General features: G+C 68.1%; 15 protein-coding genes. 13 read left to right on the forward strand and 2 right to left on the reverse strand.

The window, feature by feature from the left end:
- Nucleotides 1-113: 113 nt before the first annotated feature.
- From ACIBK0_RS25330 to ACIBK0_RS25345, 4 genes are all read left to right on the forward strand, one after another.
- Entirely contained in the window at nucleotides 114-1874 is a 1761-nt protein-coding gene (locus ACIBK0_RS25330; protein WP_399084187.1) for an ATP-binding cassette domain-containing protein, read from the forward strand.
- 162 nt (nucleotides 1875-2036) lie between these two features.
- Nucleotides 2037-2924, forward strand: a complete 888-nt coding sequence (locus ACIBK0_RS25335) for a FadR/GntR family transcriptional regulator (RefSeq protein WP_399084190.1) — start codon at nucleotides 2037-2039, stop codon at nucleotides 2922-2924.
- 408 nt (nucleotides 2925-3332) lie between these two features.
- A complete protein-coding gene (locus tag ACIBK0_RS25340) occupies nucleotides 3333-4868 on the forward strand; it encodes an RNA polymerase sigma factor (protein WP_399084194.1) in 1536 nt (511 codons plus the stop codon).
- A gap of 131 nt (nucleotides 4869-4999) precedes the next feature.
- Nucleotides 5000-5818 carry a S1 family serine peptidase gene (locus ACIBK0_RS25345; protein ID WP_399084197.1) on the forward strand — a complete coding sequence of 273 codons (819 nt, stop codon included), beginning with the start codon at nucleotides 5000-5002 and terminating at the stop codon, nucleotides 5816-5818.
- A 275-nt stretch (nucleotides 5819-6093) separates the two neighbouring features.
- On the opposite strand, the gene ACIBK0_RS25350 is transcribed toward ACIBK0_RS25345, so the two are convergent.
- Nucleotides 6094-6324, reverse strand: coding sequence for a hypothetical protein (locus tag ACIBK0_RS25350; protein WP_327432225.1), 231 nt, complete (start codon nucleotides 6322-6324; stop codon nucleotides 6094-6096).
- A gap of 440 nt (nucleotides 6325-6764) precedes the next feature.
- Here ACIBK0_RS25350 and ACIBK0_RS25355 point away from each other — a divergent pair, with 440 nt between their 5' ends.
- The 6 genes from ACIBK0_RS25355 to ACIBK0_RS25380 all read left to right on the forward strand — a co-directional run bounded on the left by ACIBK0_RS25355 (nucleotide 6765) and on the right by ACIBK0_RS25380 (nucleotide 13795).
- Nucleotides 6765-8888, forward strand: a complete 2124-nt coding sequence (locus ACIBK0_RS25355) for a type IIA DNA topoisomerase subunit B (protein ID WP_399084200.1) — start codon at nucleotides 6765-6767, stop codon at nucleotides 8886-8888.
- A 366-nt stretch (nucleotides 8889-9254) separates the two neighbouring features.
- Entirely contained in the window at nucleotides 9255-9779 is a 525-nt protein-coding gene (locus ACIBK0_RS25360; protein ID WP_399084203.1) for a DUF1453 domain-containing protein, read from the forward strand.
- Nucleotides 9776-10927, forward strand: coding sequence for a sensor histidine kinase (locus ACIBK0_RS25365; RefSeq protein ID WP_399084206.1), 1152 nt, complete (start codon nucleotides 9776-9778; stop codon nucleotides 10925-10927). The genes ACIBK0_RS25360 and ACIBK0_RS25365 overlap by 4 nt, the downstream gene beginning before the upstream one ends.
- On the forward strand, nucleotides 10924-11613 hold the full coding sequence (locus ACIBK0_RS25370) for a response regulator (protein ID WP_399084209.1): 690 nt from the start codon (nucleotides 10924-10926) through the stop codon (nucleotides 11611-11613). The genes ACIBK0_RS25365 and ACIBK0_RS25370 overlap by 4 nt, the downstream gene beginning before the upstream one ends.
- A gap of 104 nt (nucleotides 11614-11717) precedes the next feature.
- Nucleotides 11718-12206, forward strand: a complete 489-nt coding sequence (locus ACIBK0_RS25375) for a DUF485 domain-containing protein (protein ID WP_399084212.1) — start codon at nucleotides 11718-11720, stop codon at nucleotides 12204-12206.
- Nucleotides 12203-13795 (forward strand): cation acetate symporter, encoded by a 1593-nt coding sequence (locus ACIBK0_RS25380; protein WP_399084215.1) that lies wholly within the window; start codon nucleotides 12203-12205, stop codon nucleotides 13793-13795. Before ACIBK0_RS25375 ends, ACIBK0_RS25380 begins: the two co-directional genes overlap by 4 nt.
- Before the next feature lie 60 nt (nucleotides 13796-13855).
- Here the strand turns inward: ACIBK0_RS25380 and ACIBK0_RS25385 are convergent, their stop codons facing one another.
- Entirely contained in the window at nucleotides 13856-14548 is a 693-nt protein-coding gene (locus ACIBK0_RS25385; protein ID WP_399084218.1) for a response regulator, read from the reverse strand.
- Between the two features lie 161 nt (nucleotides 14549-14709).
- On the opposite strand from ACIBK0_RS25385, the gene ACIBK0_RS25390 reads away from it, so the two are divergent.
- From ACIBK0_RS25390 to ACIBK0_RS25400, 3 genes are read left to right on the forward strand one after another with little or no spacing between them, the layout of a single operon-like run.
- On the forward strand, nucleotides 14710-15525 hold the full coding sequence (locus tag ACIBK0_RS25390; protein WP_399084221.1) for an ABC transporter ATP-binding protein: 816 nt from the start codon (nucleotides 14710-14712) through the stop codon (nucleotides 15523-15525).
- Nucleotides 15515-16390 (forward strand): ABC transporter permease, encoded by an 876-nt coding sequence (locus ACIBK0_RS25395; RefSeq protein ID WP_399084224.1) that lies wholly within the window; start codon nucleotides 15515-15517, stop codon nucleotides 16388-16390. The genes ACIBK0_RS25390 and ACIBK0_RS25395 overlap by 11 nt, the downstream gene beginning before the upstream one ends.
- A 50-nt stretch (nucleotides 16391-16440) precedes the next feature.
- Entirely contained in the window at nucleotides 16441-17502 is a 1062-nt protein-coding gene (locus ACIBK0_RS25400) for an ABC transporter substrate-binding protein (protein ID WP_399084227.1), read from the forward strand.
- Nucleotides 17503-17556: the final 54 nt, after the last annotated feature.

The raw sequence follows: 17556 nt of genomic DNA on the forward strand, positions 1-17556 counted from the left end.
GAGGCCGGTTTCGGCTGCGGCAGCCGGGTTGTACTCGCAGACGGTGTGAGACCTGCCCGAGACGAGCCTCGAGGTGCCCGGAAAATCGGAAATGTCGCGCTATCTTGCTTCGAGTGATCCAGGCCATCGGACTGACCAGCAACCCCCGCAAGGAGCTTCCGCCCGCTGTTGACGACGTGTCCTTCGAGGCGCGCGCGGGCCACGTCACCGCGGTCCTCGGAGCCCCGGGCGCGGGCAAGACGACGGCGCTGCAGCTCATGCTCGAACTCCAACAGGGCCGCGGAATCACCTACTTCAGAGGCCGCCCGCTGCACCGGATCGCCCATCCGTCGCGTGAAGTCGGCGTGCTCCTGGGTGAGGTGCCCGGTCACCCGGCGCGGACGGTCCGCGGCCAACTTCGCATGCTGTGCGCCGCCACCGGAGTGCCCGTGCGACGCGCGGACGAAGTGCTGGACGTGGTCGGGCTTGTCAGCCTCCGCGACGAACGCCTGGGCACGCTCTCGCGCTGCATGGATCGCCGCCTCGGCCTGGCGTGCGCGCTCCTGTCCGACCCGCACACCCTCGTCCTCGACGCCCCCGTCGAAGGGCTCTCCGCCCGCGAAGGCCGCTGGATGCACGGAATGCTCCGCGCACACGCTGCCCAGGGAGGCACCGTGCTGTTCACCACGGACGACCCCAAGGAGGCCGCGCGAACCTCCGACCGGGTCGTCACACTGGAGGAGGGCCGGCTCGTCGCCGACCAAGAGGTCGCGGACTTCGCCCGCACCCGGCTCCGCCCCCGGGTCGCGGTCCGCAGTCCGCACGCCGTCCGGCTCAGCGCCCTGCTGGCCAAGGAGGCACGCGGCGCGCAGCGCTCCATCGAGGTCGTATGTGAAGACGGCAACCGGCTCTCGGTGTACGGCAGCACATGTGCCGACGTAGGTGAGACCGCCTTCCGGCACGGTATCCTCGTACATCAACTCGCCGATGAAATCGGCGACATGGGACCGGTCGCCCCGCCGCCCGCCGAGGGGGACGCGCAGGAGGCCGAAGAGCAACGCTCGGCCGAGACACTGGCCTCGACCGCCCTGCCTCCCCTCCCGCCCCCCATCGCCGTACGTCAGGCTCCGAGCCCCCTGCGCCCCCTGCGCTATGAGCTGCGCCGTGCCGCCGGAGTGGGTACCGGTTACCTCACGGCGGCCGCCGTTCTCGTCATCTCGGCCCTCCTGTCCGTGTTCCTGGCCAGAATCGGTCACACGCCCCAGCCGCGTCTCCTGGCCGCCTGGCCGCGGGAATTTCCGCTGCCGCCCGCCGCGCTCGGCGCGGGCCTGCTCGGCGCCATCGCTTTCGGTGAAGAGTTCCGCCACCCCGCCCTGGCCACGGACCGCGGGACCGTCCCCAGACGCATGGGGCTGCTCGCCGCCAAACTCCTCGTCGCCTCGGCCACCGCGCTGACGCTGGCCTTCCTCACCGTGGGATGCGACCTCGAAGTGCTGTACCTCGTCTACGGACGGGAGCTCACCGAGGTTCCCGCGGACTGGCTTGCCCTGAGTGCGAGTTGGATCGGCCTCGTGGTGGGCTGCGCCTGGGCAGGTGTGCTGGCCGCGGGCACCTTCCGGTCCACGACCGCCGGGCTCGCGGCGGTGGTCGCGGTGCCGATCCTCGTCGTACCGCTCGTACAAAAGGCCTTGGAGGGGCCGTCCGTGCGGACTGCGGCAGGGTTCCCCCTGAGGCTGCGCGAGCTGGTGCTGATGCAGTGGCCGTTCGGGGGCGAACGCTATCTGGCGGCCGTAGTGCGCGTGATCGCCCAACCCGTGGGCGGTGCACTGATGTTGTCGCTGACCGCCCTGCTCTGCGCATATCTGCTCACGACCCTGCGGAGCAGGGTCCGATGACGACCGTCCGGATCCTTCCGTTCCCGCCGTGCGCACAACTCCCCGAAGAAAGCCCATTTCTTTCCGATAAGGCGTCAATTGCGACGGGGTGAGCGATCACCCTTTCGTGTGCTTTTCACCAAAGACCTCAAGGGAGTTGGAGCCAGCGCCGACAAAGGATCCGTGAGTACCCTTGCGCAGACCATGATGACCGCCGCCCGTTCCGCAGACTCCGGCCTGGCCGGCCCGGGCGAACTCGACCGCTACCCCTATGCCGAGGCCTCTGGTGCCGACCGCGTGGGCGCCCCCGCGTGGGAGAGCGCGGACCCGGAGCTCGGCCGTGTGGGCCGACGCGCCGCGGGCAGCCGCGGACGCGGGCTGCACGGCCAACTCGTTCAACAGCTGGGCCAGATGATCGTCTCCGGCGACCTGGGCGCGGACCGCCCGCTCGTCCCCGAGGAGATCGGTCAGCGGTTCGAGGTCTCCCGCACCGTCGTCCGTGAGTCGCTCCGGGTCCTGGAGGCGAAGGGACTGGTCAGCGCCAGGCCGAATGTCGGCACGCGCGTGCGTCCCGTCAGCGACTGGAACCTCCTCGACCCGGACATCATCGAATGGCGGGCCTTCGGGCCGCAGCGCGACGACCAGCGACGTGAGCTGAGCGAGCTGCGCTGGACCATCGAGCCGCTCGCCGCGCGCCTCGCGGCCGGGCACGGCCGCGAGGAGGTCCAGCAGCGGCTCGGCGACATGGTCGAGATCATGAGCCATTCCATGGCGCAGGGTGACTCGCTCACCTTCTCGCGGGCCGACGCGGAGTTCCACTCGCTGCTCATCCAGCTCGCGGGCAACCGGATGCTGGAGCACCTCTCAGGGATCGTGTCGGCGGCGCTACAGGTCTCCGGCGGCCCCGTCACCGGCTGTGACCGGCCCAACGATGTCTCCCTGGCGCACCACGCGCGCATCGTCGAGGCCCTCGGTGCGGCGGATGGTGCGGCTGCCGAGACGGCCATGCGCCAACTGCTCACCGTCCACCCCGAGGTGGAGCGCGTGGTGCCCGCGCCGCGCGAACACTGACCGCGCACCGAGGGCGGCGTGGTCGGGGGCGTGTGCCCTCTTGTGGTACCGCTTGGCCGGCGAACCATCGCGCGTCGGGACCCCGTCGGATCCTTCGTGGTCTCGGCGGGGTCCGGCAGCGCGAGGGGGCCGGTGACCACCGGCTGACCCCCTTCGACCACATCTGGCCGCTTTTGAGCGCTTACGGGGTGTGACTGGGGCCACGCAGATTGGGCGTAACGCTCCTCGGAACAGCGCGATGACCTAAGAGGTGACAGCCGAGGAGGGAATACGGACGCCGTTTACGGCGCTGTGCATCTTCCCGGCCCCCGCCCGCGTCGTCGGCCCATCCCCAAGCCGACGGTCGTCGGCTCCTGTCCATAGTGGACGGGGCCGGAAGCCGTTTTCCAACGTTCCGAGAGGTTGTTCGTGTCGGCCAGCACATCCCGTACGCTCCCGCCTGAGATCGCCGAGTCCGTCTCTGTCATGGCGCTCATTGAGCGGGGAAAGGCTGAGGGGCAGATCGCCGGCGATGACGTGCGTCGGGCCTTCGAAGCTGACCAGATTCCGGCCACTCAGTGGAAGAACGTACTGCGCAGCCTCAACCAGATCCTCGAGGAAGAGGGTGTGACGCTGATGGTCAGTGCCGCGGAGCCCAAGCGCACCCGAAAGAGCGTCGCAGCGAAGAGTCCGGCCAAGCGCACCGCCACCAAGACCGTGGCGGCGAAGACGGTGACTGCGAAGAAGGCCACCGCCACCGCTGCTCCGGCAGTGCCTGTCGCCGACGATCCGGCTGAGGACGCGTCTGCCCAGAAGGCCCCTGCCAAGAAGGCGACTGCCAAGAAGGCCGTCGCAAAGAAGACGGTCGCCAAGAAGACGGCGGCCAAGAAGACCACCGCCAAGAAGGACGACGTCGAGCTGATCGACGACGAGGCGGTCGAGGAGACCCCGGGCAAGCCCGGTGCCGAAGAGCCCACCGAGGACGGCGCCCAGGGCTTTGTGCTGTCCGACGAGGACGAGGACGACGCGCCCGCGCAGCAGGTTGCCGCTGCCGGTGCCACCGCCGACCCCGTCAAGGACTACCTCAAGCAGATCGGTAAGGTCCCGCTGCTCAACGCTGAGCAGGAGGTGGAGCTCGCCAAGCGCATCGAGGCCGGTCTGTTCGCCGAGGACAAGCTGGCCAACGCCGACAAGCTCGCCCCCAAGCTCAAGCGCGAGCTGGAGATCATCGCCGAGGACGGCCGCCGCGCCAAGAACCACCTTCTGGAGGCCAACCTCCGTCTGGTGGTTTCGCTGGCCAAGCGCTACACCGGCCGCGGCATGCTCTTCCTGGACCTCATCCAGGAGGGCAACCTCGGTCTGATCCGCGCGGTCGAGAAGTTCGACTACACCAAGGGCTACAAGTTCTCCACGTACGCCACCTGGTGGATCCGTCAGGCGATCACCCGCGCGATGGCCGACCAGGCCCGCACCATCCGTATCCCGGTGCACATGGTCGAGGTCATCAACAAGCTCGCGCGCGTGCAGCGCCAGATGCTCCAGGACCTGGGTCGCGAGCCCACCCCGGAGGAGCTGGCCAAGGAACTCGACATGACCCCGGAGAAGGTCATCGAGGTCCAGAAGTACGGCCGCGAGCCCATCTCCCTGCACACCCCGCTGGGCGAGGACGGCGACAGCGAGTTCGGTGACCTCATCGAGGACTCCGAGGCCGTCGTCCCGGCCGACGCGGTGAGCTTCACGCTCCTCCAGGAGCAGCTGCACTCCGTGCTCGACACCCTGTCCGAGCGTGAGGCGGGCGTCGTCTCGATGCGCTTCGGTCTTACCGACGGTCAGCCGAAGACCCTCGACGAGATCGGCAAGGTGTACGGGGTGACCCGTGAGCGGATCCGCCAGATCGAGTCCAAGACGATGTCGAAGCTGCGTCACCCGTCGCGTTCCCAGGTGCTGCGCGACTACCTCGACTAGGTCTCGGCCATACGTCACTGAGGGCCCGGCTCCCGTGGGGAGCCGGGCCCTCGGCGTGTGCGCGGAGTGCGTGCACGCGCGTGCTGGATCACTGTGGGTGTTCCATGACCATCCCAGAGTGAGGAGCGCACATGCGCCGTCCTTTTGCCTCAATGCTGGCCCTCGCGGCCACCGCAGCCGCGATACCGCTGGCGTCCCCCGCCCCGGCGGCTGCGGACAGTGTCGTCATCGGAGGCTTTCCGGTCGAGATCTCCGAGAGCCCGTGGACAGTGGCGCTGTCCAGTCGTGACCGGTTCGGGGGTACGCGCGCGGGGCAGTTCTGCGGGGGAGTGGTGATCAGCCCCTCCAAGGTTCTGACCGCGGCCCACTGCCTGGGCTCGGATGTGCTGGGGCCGCCGTCTCGACGGGTGCGTGACCTGAAGGTCATCGCGGGCCGCGGAGATTTGCTGTCGAGCGGCGGCAAGGAGATCTCCGTACGCGACATCTGGGTCAACCCGGGCTACGACGCCTATACGAATGCCGGTGACTTCGGCGTGCTCACGCTCGCCGCCCCGCTTCCCGAGAGCTCGGTCATCGGTATGGCGGCGTCGGGAGACCCAGCGTACGAGCCGGGTACCTCCGCCACGGTTTATGGCTGGGGTGACACCACGGGTGGCGGTGACTACGCCGGCAGTCTCAGGGCCGCGCGCGTGAACGTACTCCCCGACGCCGCCTGTGAGGAGGCCTATCCAGGCAGCTCCGACGGCACCTACCGGGCTGCGTCCATGCTGTGCGCCGGGCAGAACCAGGGCGGGCGGGACGCCTGTCAGGGGGACAGTGGCGGGCCGCTGGTCGCCCAGGGGCGGCTCATAGGCCTGGTGTCCTGGGGGAGCGGCTGTGGGCGGGCGGGGAGCCCCGGGGTCTATACGCGGGTCTCGGACGTGGTCAGGACTCTCGGCAAGAGCCGCTGAACGCTGTGTCCGGAGGCGCGGTGGGGTCGCTGAACGCGACGTCCTGCCCGTGGTGGGGGTCGCTGAATGCGACCTCCTGACACGTGGTGGGGGCCGCTGGAGGCTACCCCGACGCGTGGTGGGAGCCGCTCAAGCAACGTCCCTGACGCGTGGCGGGAGGCCGTCGGAGGGAACGGGGTATGCGATACGAGTGCGGGCGGCCACTCTCTGTGTCCAGAGAGTGGCCGCCCGCTCGCCGGCCTGTGCCGGCACTCGCTCGTCGTTGATGCGAAGTGTCAGCGTTCTTCGTCGTTGACGCTTGCCGGAACGGACGTCAGTCGCTCCGTCTCGTCCTGTATCTCAGCGGCGATCTTCTTGAGTTCCGGCTCGAACTTGCGACCGTGGTGGGCGCAGAAGAGCAGTTCTCCGCCGCTCAGGAGGACGACGCGCAGATATGCCTGGGCGCCGCAACGGTCGCAGCGGTCAGCGGCCGTCAGCGGGCTCGCGGGGGTCAGAACAGTAGTCACGTCGCCTCTTCTCTAGCTCGACGAGCTGTCGTACCAGGGTCAACATCCAACCAGGCCGAAAACGTTCCCGCTCGTGGCTTTTCCTCGAAAATTTCTCTCCGGGGCGGCTGTCTGCTGCCGGGTGGCGGCGAATGAGCCGTATTGCGTGTCTTCGCGTCTTACGGGTTCGCGCAGTCTGTCAGGGTCAGTCCTCCCGGCTGGGTTGCCGGTTGTTCATGAGGACGTGCCCGGAGCCTAAATGGTTCATGCCTGGAAGGGAACGTGATATGTACTTCACTCCATCGAGGGATCGAACACCCATGCGACTCTGGACTAGTCTGAGTTCATGCGAGGGTGGCGTTACATCGGCTCTACCAGGCCTCGGTACCCTCTGAGCGGCGACCGAAGCCGGGCCCTTACCCAAAAGGGTCCCATCTGAAATTCAGCGAGGAGCGAACCGCGTGACCGCCGAGACGTCCGTGCCGTCCACAGCGCTGCTGACCGGAGCAGACCGGGACGGTTCCAACTACACCGCGCGGCACCTACTCGTCCTCGAGGGGCTCGAGGCCGTGCGCAAGCGCCCGGGCATGTACATCGGGTCGACCGACAGCCGCGGTCTGATGCACTGCCTCTGGGAGATCATCGACAACTCCGTGGACGAGGCCCTTGGGGGCTACTGCGACCACATCGAGGTGGTCCTGCACGACGACGCCTCGGTGGAGGTGCGGGACAACGGCCGTGGCATCCCGGTCGACGTGGAGCCCAAGACCGGCCTCTCCGGTGTCGAGGTCGTGATGACCAAGCTGCACGCCGGCGGAAAGTTCGGCGGCGGCTCGTACGCGGCCTCCGGCGGTCTGCACGGTGTGGGCGCCTCTGTGGTGAACGCGCTCTCCGCCCGCCTGGACATCGAGGTGGACCGGGGCGGCCAGATCCATGCGGTGAGCTTCCGGCGCGGTACTCCGGGGGTGTTCAAGGCGGACGGTCCCGAGGCCCCCTTCGACGCGACCAGCGGGCTGCGCAAGATCAAGCGGATCCCCAAGACGCGCACCGGCACGCGCGTGCGTTACTGGGCCGACCGCCAGATCTTCCTCAAGGACGCCAAGCTCTCCCTGGAGAACCTGCACCAGCGCGCCCGCCAGACGGCGTTCCTGGTGCCCGGCCTGACCATCGTCGTCCGTGACGAGTACGGGCTCGGCGAGGGCGGCAGTAAGGGCGAGGAGTCCTTCCGCTTCGACGGCGGCATCAGCGAATTCTGCGAGTACCTGGCCACCGACAAGCCCGTCTGCGACGTCCTCCGCTTCTCTGGGCAGGGCACCTTCAAGGAGACCGTCCCGGTCCTCGACAACCACGGGCAGATGACGCCGACCGAGGTCACGCGTGAGCTCGGTGTCGATGTCGCGCTGCGCTGGGGCACCGGCTACGACACGACTCTGAAGTCGTTCGTGAACATCATCGCCACCCCGAAGGGCGGCACCCACGTCGCGGGCTTCGAGCAGGCCGTCGCCAAGACGATGAACGAGGTGTTGCGCGCCAAGAAGCTGCTGCGTGTCGCCGAGGACGACATCGTCAAGGACGACGCTCTGGAGGGCCTGACGGCCGTGGTCACGGTGCGTCTCGCCGAGCCGCAGTTCGAGGGCCAGACCAAGGAGGTCCTCGGCACCTCGGCGGCCCGCCGCATCGTGACGACTGTGGTCTCCAAGGAGCTCAAGGCGTTCCTGACCTCGACGAAGCGGGACGCTGCCGCGCAGGCGCGGGTCGTCATGGAAAAGGCCGTCGCCGCAGCCCGTACGCGGATCGCCGCCCGTCAGCACAAGGACGCCCAGCGCCGGAAGACGGCTCTGGAGTCCTCCTCCCTGCCCGCCAAGCTTGCCGACTGCCGCAGCGACGACGTGGAGCGCAGTGAGCTCTTCATCGTCGAGGGCGACTCGGCGCTCGGTACGGCCAAGCTCGCCCGGAACTCCGAGTTCCAGGCGCTGCTGCCGATTCGCGGCAAGATCCTCAACGTTCAGAAGGCGTCCGTGACGGACATGCTGAAGAACGCCGAGTGTGGCGCGATCATCCAAGTCATAGGAGCAGGCTCGGGACGGACCTTCGACATCGACGCGGCGCGCTACGGGAAGATCATTCTTCTCGTCGACGCCGACGTCGACGGCGCGCACATCCGCATTCTGCTGCTGACGCTGTTCCAGCGGTACATGCGGCCCATGGTCGAGGCGGGGCGGGTGTTCGCGGCGGTGCCGCCGCTGCACCGTATTGAGCTCAGTCAGCCCAAGAAGGGGCAGGATAAGTACGTTTATACGTACTCGGACCGTGAGCTGCGGGAGACGCTGCTGGAACTGCAGCGCAAGAACGTGCGGTACAAGGACTCGATCCAGCGTTACAAGGGTCTGGGTGAGATGGACGCCGATCAGCTGGCCGAGACGACGATGGATCCGCGGCACCGGACTCTGCGGCGGATCAACATCTCCGACCTCGAGGCGTCCGAGCAGGTGTTCGATCTGCTGATGGGGAACGACGTGGCGCCGCGCAAGGAGTTCATCTCCAGCTCGGCGGCTACGTTGGATCGATCGCGGATCGACGCGTAGTCGCTGCGGCTGGGCTGGGCGGTTCGCTGTCTGGTGGGTGGGTGGGTCGGGTCGGGGCCGTGCCGGTACATCCGCCCCGTCGCCGGAGGCAGATCGCTCGGCTTTCATGACTCGTCCTGTTGCCAACCACGTAAGCGCTAGCTTGGGGGAGGGTAGGGGCGGAGGGGACGAAAGCCTGGGCCTGGCCACCCGGCGGGGGTGGCCGGAAAGGGGGGTCTCCACCCGTGGGTGGAGGCTCGGGGCGATGGGGGATCCACCCACGATCCACCCCGGCTCCGATCTGCTGACCAGCGGATTTCCGTAGCGTCGAAGGCGTCGACAGCTCTCGCTGCCGATACCCGCTCTTCCTCGCCCACGGAGGCTGTGATGTCCGGGCTCGTCAATGCTTTGGTGATCTGCGCCGTTGTCGTGCTGGTGATCGCGCGCCAGTTCCGCACCCGCAGGATCAGCACGGACAGGCGCTGGTGGATCGTGCCCGCCATCCTGGTCTTCATTGCTGTGCGGGAGCCCGGGGTGATCGACCCCCATCACCGGACCGAGGCGATCCTCTTGCTCGGCACCGAGCTGCTCATAGGCCTGGCCACCGGAGCCGGCTGGGCATGGACCACGCGGATCTGGGTGGAGCCGGACGGCTCGGTGTGGAGCAAGAGCACCAAGGCCAGCCTGGCCGTCTGGATCGTGGGCATAGGCCTGCGTGTGGGCCTGTTCGGCATCGGAGCGCTGCTCGGCGTGCACCAGGACTCCTCCGCTCTGTTGCTCGCGCTTGCCGCGACCCTGCTGGTGCGCTCCGGGTTCCTGGTCTGGCGCTCTCAGTCCCTGAGCCCGGCTGTCGCGCAGGGCACGGCGTACGGTGACGGCGTGCCCCGAGGCTCGTGGAAGGAGCGCGTGTGACCGAGAACGCCTGGAGGCGCTGGCCTTCCCGCGAGGCCCTCTCCCGAGAGGGAGTGCCGAGGGCCCGGCGCGCGCTCGCCTGGACCACGCGGGCCATCGCCCTCGGCGCGCTCATCGCGACGACCTTCGCGAACAGCCACCTGCACGCTTGGGGTGCGGTTGCGGGCGTTGCGGGAATCCTCGTGTGCGCAGTCGCCGCGTGGGGCTTCTGGCAGACCACGCTCGAACACCGCCTGCTGCCGTCCCTGGGGCTCCTTGCGCTCCTGCTCGCCATCGCGACGGTGGGTCAGGGGATGGGTTTCCGGGTACCGGCTCTGGTCCTGTGGTGCGGGTGCGCCATCAGCGCCATCGAACGGCTGCCTCTCGCGGCGGCACTGCCCGTCACCTCAGTTGCACTGAGCGCGTACGCGGCAGTCAACAACGATGTGTGGCTGACCACCGTTGCCACGACGGTGGGCCTCGTCCTGGGCGGATATGTGTTGCGCCTGGACGCGGAGGCTCGCGGCAGCGCCCAGCGGCTGCTCGCCCAGGAGCGTGCGGCACGCGAGGCCGAGGCGGAGTCGGCGGCGCTCGCCGAGCGGACCAGGATCGCCCGGGAGATCCATGATGTCCTGGCCCACAGCCTCTCGGCGCAGCTTGTGCACCTCGAGGCGGCCCGGCTGCTCATCGAGCGGGGCGCGGACCGGGAGACGATTCTCGAACGGGTCGTGGCGGCACGGGGGATGGCCCGTGAGGGGCTGGCGGAGACCCGGCAGGCGCTCTCCGCGCTGCGCGGAGAGATGTTCCCGCTGGAGGACTTCCTCAGCGAGCTCGTCGCCACGGCCGACGGCACCGACGTCACCGTGACGGGCGAACGGCAGCCGCTCCCTGCCGAGGCCTCGCAGGCAGTACGCAGAGTGGCGCAGGAAGCTCTGACGAATGCGCGCAAGCATGCTCCGGGCGCCAAGGTCCACGTACGGCTGGACTACGGCGAGCACGAAGTGACGCTGGACGTACGGGACTCGGGCGGGTCGCCGGGCGAGCTCAGCGGCTCGGGAGCCGGGTACGGTCTGCTGGGCATGCGAGAACGTGCCGAGTTGCTGGGCGGCTCGTTGGACGCCGGGCCTGACGAGGAGGGGTTCGTGGTGACGCTGAAGGTGCCCGTATGACGGAGACGGAGGAGGCGGGCAGGAAGCCGGCGCGGGTCGTGGTGGCGGACGACCAGACCGTGGTGCGCGAGGGCATTGTGATGCTGCTGGGGTTGTTGCCCGGGATCGAGGTCGTCGGAGCGGCCGGCGACGGGGACGAGGCGGTGGAGCTTGTCGCCGAACTTGCCCCGGACGTGGTGCTGATGGACCTGCGCATGCCGCGTTGCGACGGTGTCGAGGCAACTCGGCGCATCCGAGCCGAGCACCCTGGGACGCAAGTCGTCGTGCTCACGACGTACGCGGACGACGAGTCGTTGTTCCCTGCGCTCAAAGCGGGGGCTCGCGGCTATCTCACCAAGGACGCGGGGGGCGACGAGATCGTACGGGCCGTGGAGAGTGTGCTGTCCGGGGATGCGGGGCTCTCGCCGAGCGTGCAACGGCGGCTGCTGGAGCGGCTGTCGGAGCCGAAAGCGGAGCCTGCCCCGTTCTCGGAGGCGCCGGACGGGCTCACCGCGCGCGAGACCGAGGTGCTCCTGCTGATCGCGGAGGGGCTCAGCAACCATGAGATCGCCCGCAAGCTGCATGTCTCAACGGCCACAGTGAAGACCCACATCAACAACCTCTTCGCCAAGACGGGACTCAAGGACCGAGCTCAGGCAGTGCGTTATGCCTATGGGAAGGGCCTCGTACGGCCACCGGCGGACTGAGTCACCTGATGGGGTGAAGAGCACGGAGAGAAGAGTCCGGGATCTTCCCGATCTGCCCATCCTTGGGCACGCGGCCGCAACGGGTCGCGGACAAGGAGAGTTCGGTGGAGAAGCACGACGGCGGCGACACCGGGAAGGTCCGGTTCGACGACCCCTGGTACGACGCGCTCGCCTCCGGCTGGGGTGAGTTGGACGGTACGGGTGCGCCCGCTCCTGCCGTGCCGGCCGCGCGCCCGGAGCACGAAGGGCGGACGGGTGGGACGGCCGACATCTATCTGGAAGTGCAGCGCAGCGCGGCCTTCCAGGAAGTGCGCAGCCGGTACCGGAGGTTCGTGATCCCGGGCGTCGCCCTGTTCTTCACCTGGTATCTGGGTTATGTGGTGACCGCGACGACGGCGCCCGGGTTCATGGCCAGGCCCGTCGCCGGTGTCGTGAACGTGGCGCTGCTCGCGGGGCTCGGGCAGTTCCTCACGACGTTCCTGTTCACCTGGGCGTACGCGCGCCATGCGCGGCTGCGCAGGGACCGAGCCGCGCTCGATCTGCGCTGGGACACCCAGGAGCTGACGCGGAACGTGAGGGGTGGTGAGAGGTGACCGGCAACCATCAGACGCTGGAGCTTCTGCTGTTCAGCGCGTTTGTGGCGGTGACGCTGGCGATCACGACATGGGTGAGCCGAAACCGCCATGGTTCGGCGGAGGAGTTCTATGCCGGCGGGCGGTTGTTCTCGCCGATGGAGAATGGTTTTGCCATCTCCGGCGACTACATGTCGGCGGCTTCGTTCCTGGGTGTCACAGGGCTCATCTCGCTCTATGGCTACGACGGGTTGTTGTACGTCGTGGGGTTTCTCGTCGCCTGGCTGGTGGTTCTCTTCCTGGTGGCCGAACTGGTGCGCAACTGCGGACGGTTCACCCTCGCCGACGTGGTCGCGGCCCGGATGAGCGAGCGACCGGTGCGCATCGCGGCGGGAACTTCCTCGGTGACCGTGTCCGTTCTGTATCTGGTGGCGCAGATGGTGGGAGCGGGCAGCCTGGTCGCGCTGCTTCTCGGGGGTACGAGCGAGGCCGCTCGGAACTGGACGGTGGTCGGCGTCGGCGCGCTCATGGTGATCTATGTGTCGCTGGGAGGGATGCGGGCCACCACCTGGATCCAGATCGTCAAGGCGGTGCTGTTGCTGAGCGGGGCGTTGGCGCTGACCGTGCTGGTCCTGGTGCGTTTCCACGGCGACTTCAACGAGCTGCTGCGTTCGGCGGCGGAGCGCAGCGGGCACGGTGACGCGTTTCTGGCGCCCGGACTGAAGTACGGCGGGAGCTGGACCGCGCGCTTCGACTTCATCAGTCTGGGCCTGGCTCTGGTGCTCGGCACAGGCGGGCTGCCGCACATCCTGTCCCGGTTCTACACGGTGCCGACCGCGCGGGCCGCGCGCCGTTCGGTGGTCTGGTCTGTCGGGCTCATCGGGGGCTTCTATCTGATGACGATCGTGCTGGGCTTCGGCGCGGCCGCGCTCGTCGGCCCGGAGGCGGTGCGCGGGGCGAGCGCGGCAGGGAACACGGCGGTTCCTTTGCTGGCGCTCGATCTGGGCGGCGGCGTGAACTCCACCGGCGGAACGGTTCTCTTTGCGATCGTCGCCGCCATCGCCTTCGCCACCATCCTGGCGGTCGTCGCCGGAATCACCCTCGCGTCCTCGGCGTCCGTGGCCCACGACCTGCACGCGTCGTTGCGTCGTCGGCACGCGAAGCCGCGCAGCGAGGTGGCCGTGGCACGTACGGCGGCCGTCGGGATCGGCGTGGTGGCGATCGCGCTCGGGCTGCTCGCCCGCGATCTCAACGTGGCCTTCCTGGTGGGTCTCGCCTTCGCGGTCGCCGCGTCCGCGAACCTGCCGGTGCTGCTTTACTCACTGTTCTGGCGGTCCTTCACGACGCGCGGTGCTGTGTGGGCCGTATACGGCGGCCTGGTGCCCGCGCTGGGGCTCGTGCTCCTTTCACCGGTGGTGTCGGGGAGCCCCGAATCGCTGTTCCCGAGTGTGGACTTCCAGTACTTCCCGCTGCAGAACCCGGGTCTCGTCTCGATTCCCCTGGGCTTCCTCGCCGGCTGGCTCGGCACGGTGACGTCCGCGGAGCCGCCGGACGAGGCCAAGCACGCCGAGACCGAGGTGCGCGCGCTCACCGGAGCCGGGGCCGTCTGAGGGCGCCTCCAGGGACGTATGCGGCGAACCGGGGAAGCCGCCGCGCACGTACGTCCGGGCCTATGGCGCCACCCACGCGTACCGATGCTCCGGCCGCCCCGTGTCTCCGTACTTGAGCGAGAGCCGCAGGCGTCCGGCCTGTTCGAGATGGCGCAGATACCGCTGGGCGGTGGATCGGCTCAGACCGGTCTCGGCGGCGACTTCGTGAGCCGAGAGCGGCTGGCTCGCGCGGTGCAGTACGTCGCAGATGAGGTCCGTGGTCGGCTCCGAGTGACCGCTGGGCAGCCCCGGCGACGAGGGTGCGGGCGCGGTGCGCAGAGCGCCGAAGATGCGGTCGACCTGCTCCTGGCCCGCCACGCCGCGGCCGCCCACCCGGTCGACAGTACGGCGCAGGGCGGCGTACGAGTCGAGACGGGTGCGCAGGGCTGCGAAGGTGAACGGTTTGACCAGATAGTGCAGGGCGCCCAGGCGCATCGCCGCCTGGACGGTGACCACGTCGCTCGCCGCGGTGATCATGATGACGTCGGTGCCATGGCCTCGCTCGCGCATCCGGTGGACCAGTTCGAGGCCCGTCTGGTCGGGCAGATAGTGGTCGAGCAGCACCAGGTCGATGGGCGCACGCTCGACGGCGGCCATGGCCTGGGCAGCACTGTGTGCGCGGGCGGCCACCCGGAAGCCGGGAACCTTTCCCACGTACTTGGCGTTGATCTCGGCGACGCGGAAGTCGTCGTCCACGACCAGGACGTCAATCATCGGGCCTCTTTCTCTCAAGGCCTGGCGAGCGTTAAGCCCGTGTTTCGGCTCCGCTGTTGTAGCGCGAGCAAAATGAGCACAACAGGCTGTTGCAAGCAAAAGAACTCCATGCGCTCAGAAGACTGATGCTGTGGCCCGCGCCACATCTACCGTCCCGGGCCATGAGCGCAGACACCAGCCCCGCCATCGAGCTGCGGGGCGCGAGCAAGATCTTCAAGACCCCGTCAGGGGGTTTGCACACGGCGGTCAGGGAGCTGGACCTGACCATCGGCCGGGGCGAGTTCGTGGCCATCGTCGGTCCCACCGGTTGCGGGAAGTCGACCACGCTGACCCTGGTGAGCGGGCTCGAAGAGCCCACCGAGGGTGAGGTCCTGGTCGCCGGTGAGCCGGTCGCCGGCGTCGGCGACAAGGTCGGCTTCGTCTTCCAGCAGGACGCCACGTTCCCGTGGCGTACGGTCCTGTCCAATGTGATGGCGGGACCCCGTTTCCGCGGTGTGCCCAAGGCCGAGGCGAAGCGGAAGGCGCGCGAGTGGCTGGCCAGGGTCGGGCTCGCGGCCTTCGAGGACCGCTATCCGCACCAGCTCTCCGGCGGCCAGCGCAAGCGTGTCGCCCTCGCCGCGACCTTCGTCAACGACCCCGAGATCCTGCTGATGGACGAGCCCTTCTCGGCGCTCGACGTGCAGACCAGGGCCCTGATGTCCGACGAACTGCTCGAACTGTGGGAGGGCACGGGCGCCTCCGTCGTCTTCGTCACCCACGACCTGGAGGAGTCCATCGCGCTCGCCGACAAGGTCGTCGTGATGACCGCCGGCCCCGCCACCGTCAAGCACGTCTTCGACATAGATCTGCCGCGGCCGCGCAAGGTCGAATCGGTGCGCCTGGAGCCGCGGTTCATCGAGATCTACCGCGAGATCTGGGAGTCCCTCGGCGAAGAGGTCCGCATCACCCGTGAGAGGGGCGCGGCCAATGTCGCCTGACACCATTCCCGAGGCCGTTGTCGCCCTGGCGATGACCGAGCCCGACAACAAGGGGCGCGCACACTCCCGCGCCCGTGCCGCCCGCAGACGCAAGGCCATCGTCGCCACCGCTCGCGCACTGCTCCTGGTAGCCGTGCTCGGCCTGTGGGAGCTGTTCGCGCGGGCCAAGGTCATCGATCCGTTCAACTTCTCCATGCCGTCGAAGATCTGGGACCAGATCTACACCTGGGTGATGCACGGGACCGCGCTCGGGTCCTTGGGGGAGCAGGTCTGGTACACGCTCCACGAAGCGCTGCTCGGCTGGGTCATCGGTGTGATCGCCGGTGTGGTCTTCGGTATCGCCCTCGGGCGGATCGCCTTCCTCGCCGATGTCTTTGGTCCATACATCAAGGTGCTCAATTCCATACCGCGGATCGTCCTTGCGCCCATCTTCGTGATCTGGTTCGGGCTCGGACCGGCATCCAAGGTGGCGTCGGCCGTGGTGCTCGTCTTCTTCCCGGTCTTCTTCAACGCCTTCCAGGGCGCTCGGGAAGTCGACCGCAACCTGGTGGCCAACGCCCGGATCCTCGGTGCCAGCGATCGCCGGGTGACGCTTCAGGTCGTCATCCCGTCCGCCACCTCGTGGATCTTCACCAGCCTCCATGTCAGCTTCGGCTTCGCGCTCATCGGCGCCATCGTCGGCGAGTACATCGGCGCCACCAAGGGCATCGGCCTGCTCGTCGCCCAGTCGCAGGGCACCTTCAACGCGGCCGGTGTGTACGCCGCGATGGTCATCCTCGCGGTCGTGGCCCTGCTCGCCGAAGGACTGCTGACCTTCGCCGAGCGCCGCATCTTCCGGTGGAAGCCGTCGGACTCCGACCGCTGATCTCCCGCCGCAGGCACCAACTCTCTTCTCTCACAAGGACGTGACCCACCATGCGCAAGACCGCCAGATACTCCGCGCTGGCAGCCGCCGGTCTGCTCGCTCTCACCTCGCTCACCGCTTGTGCCAACGACGCGGCCAGTACGACGGCCGACTCCGGCAGCAATGGGGGTGGCGGCAAGGGTGAGCACGTCAAGATCATGGTCGGCGGCCTGGACAAGGTCATCTACCTGCCCGCGATGCTCACGCAGCGGCTCGGCTACTTCGAGGAGGAGGGTTTGGATGTCCAACTCCTGAGTGAGCCGGCCGGTGTTCAGGCAGAGACCGCCCTTGTCTCAGGACAGGTGCAAGGCGCCGTCGGTTTCTACGATCACACCCTGGATCTGCAGACCAAGGGCAAGTCGGTCGAGTCCGTCGTGCAGTTCTCCCACGCGCCCGGCGAGGTGGAGATCGTCTCCAACAAGCAGGCTGCCGACATCACTTCGCCCAAGGACTTCAAGGGCAAGAAGCTCGGCATCACCGGACTCGGCTCCTCGACCGACTTCCTCACGAAGTACCTGGCGGTCAAGAACGGTGTGAAGGTCAGCGAGTTCACACCGGTCGCCGTCGGCGCGGGACCGACGTTCATTTCCGCCCTTCAGAAGGGGGCCATCGACGGGGGCATGACGACGGACCCGACCGTCGCCACGGTCATGCAGAAGAACCTCGGCAAGGTGCTCATCGACATGCGTACGCCGCAGGGGTCGGAGAAGGCGCTCGGCGGTCCGTACCCCTCGTCGAGCCTCTACATGCAGACGGACTGGGTGAACGGCCACAAGGAGACGGTCCAGAAGCTGGCCAACGCCTTCGTGAAGACCCTCAAGTGGATGTCCACGCACAGCGCCTCCGACATCGCCGACAAGATGCCCGCCGACTACTCCCAGGGCAACAAGACGCTCTACGCCGGGGCGATCCAGAGCACGCTGCCGATGTTCACCAAGGACGGCGTGATGCCCAAGGACGGTCCCGAGACGGTCGAGAAGGTCCTCAAGGCGTTCAACCCCAACATCAAGAACGCCGACGTGGATCTGAGCAAGACGTACACCACGGAGTTCGTGCAGAACGTCACCGGCTGAGTCCACGAGGAAGGCCGGCGACGGCCTTCGTGAACTGGCCACCGGCTGAACTCT

Origin of the sequence: Streptomyces sp. NPDC050564 (assembly GCF_044457265.1) — a bacterium.
Lineage (GTDB): Bacteria > Actinomycetota > Actinomycetes > Streptomycetales > Streptomycetaceae > Streptomyces.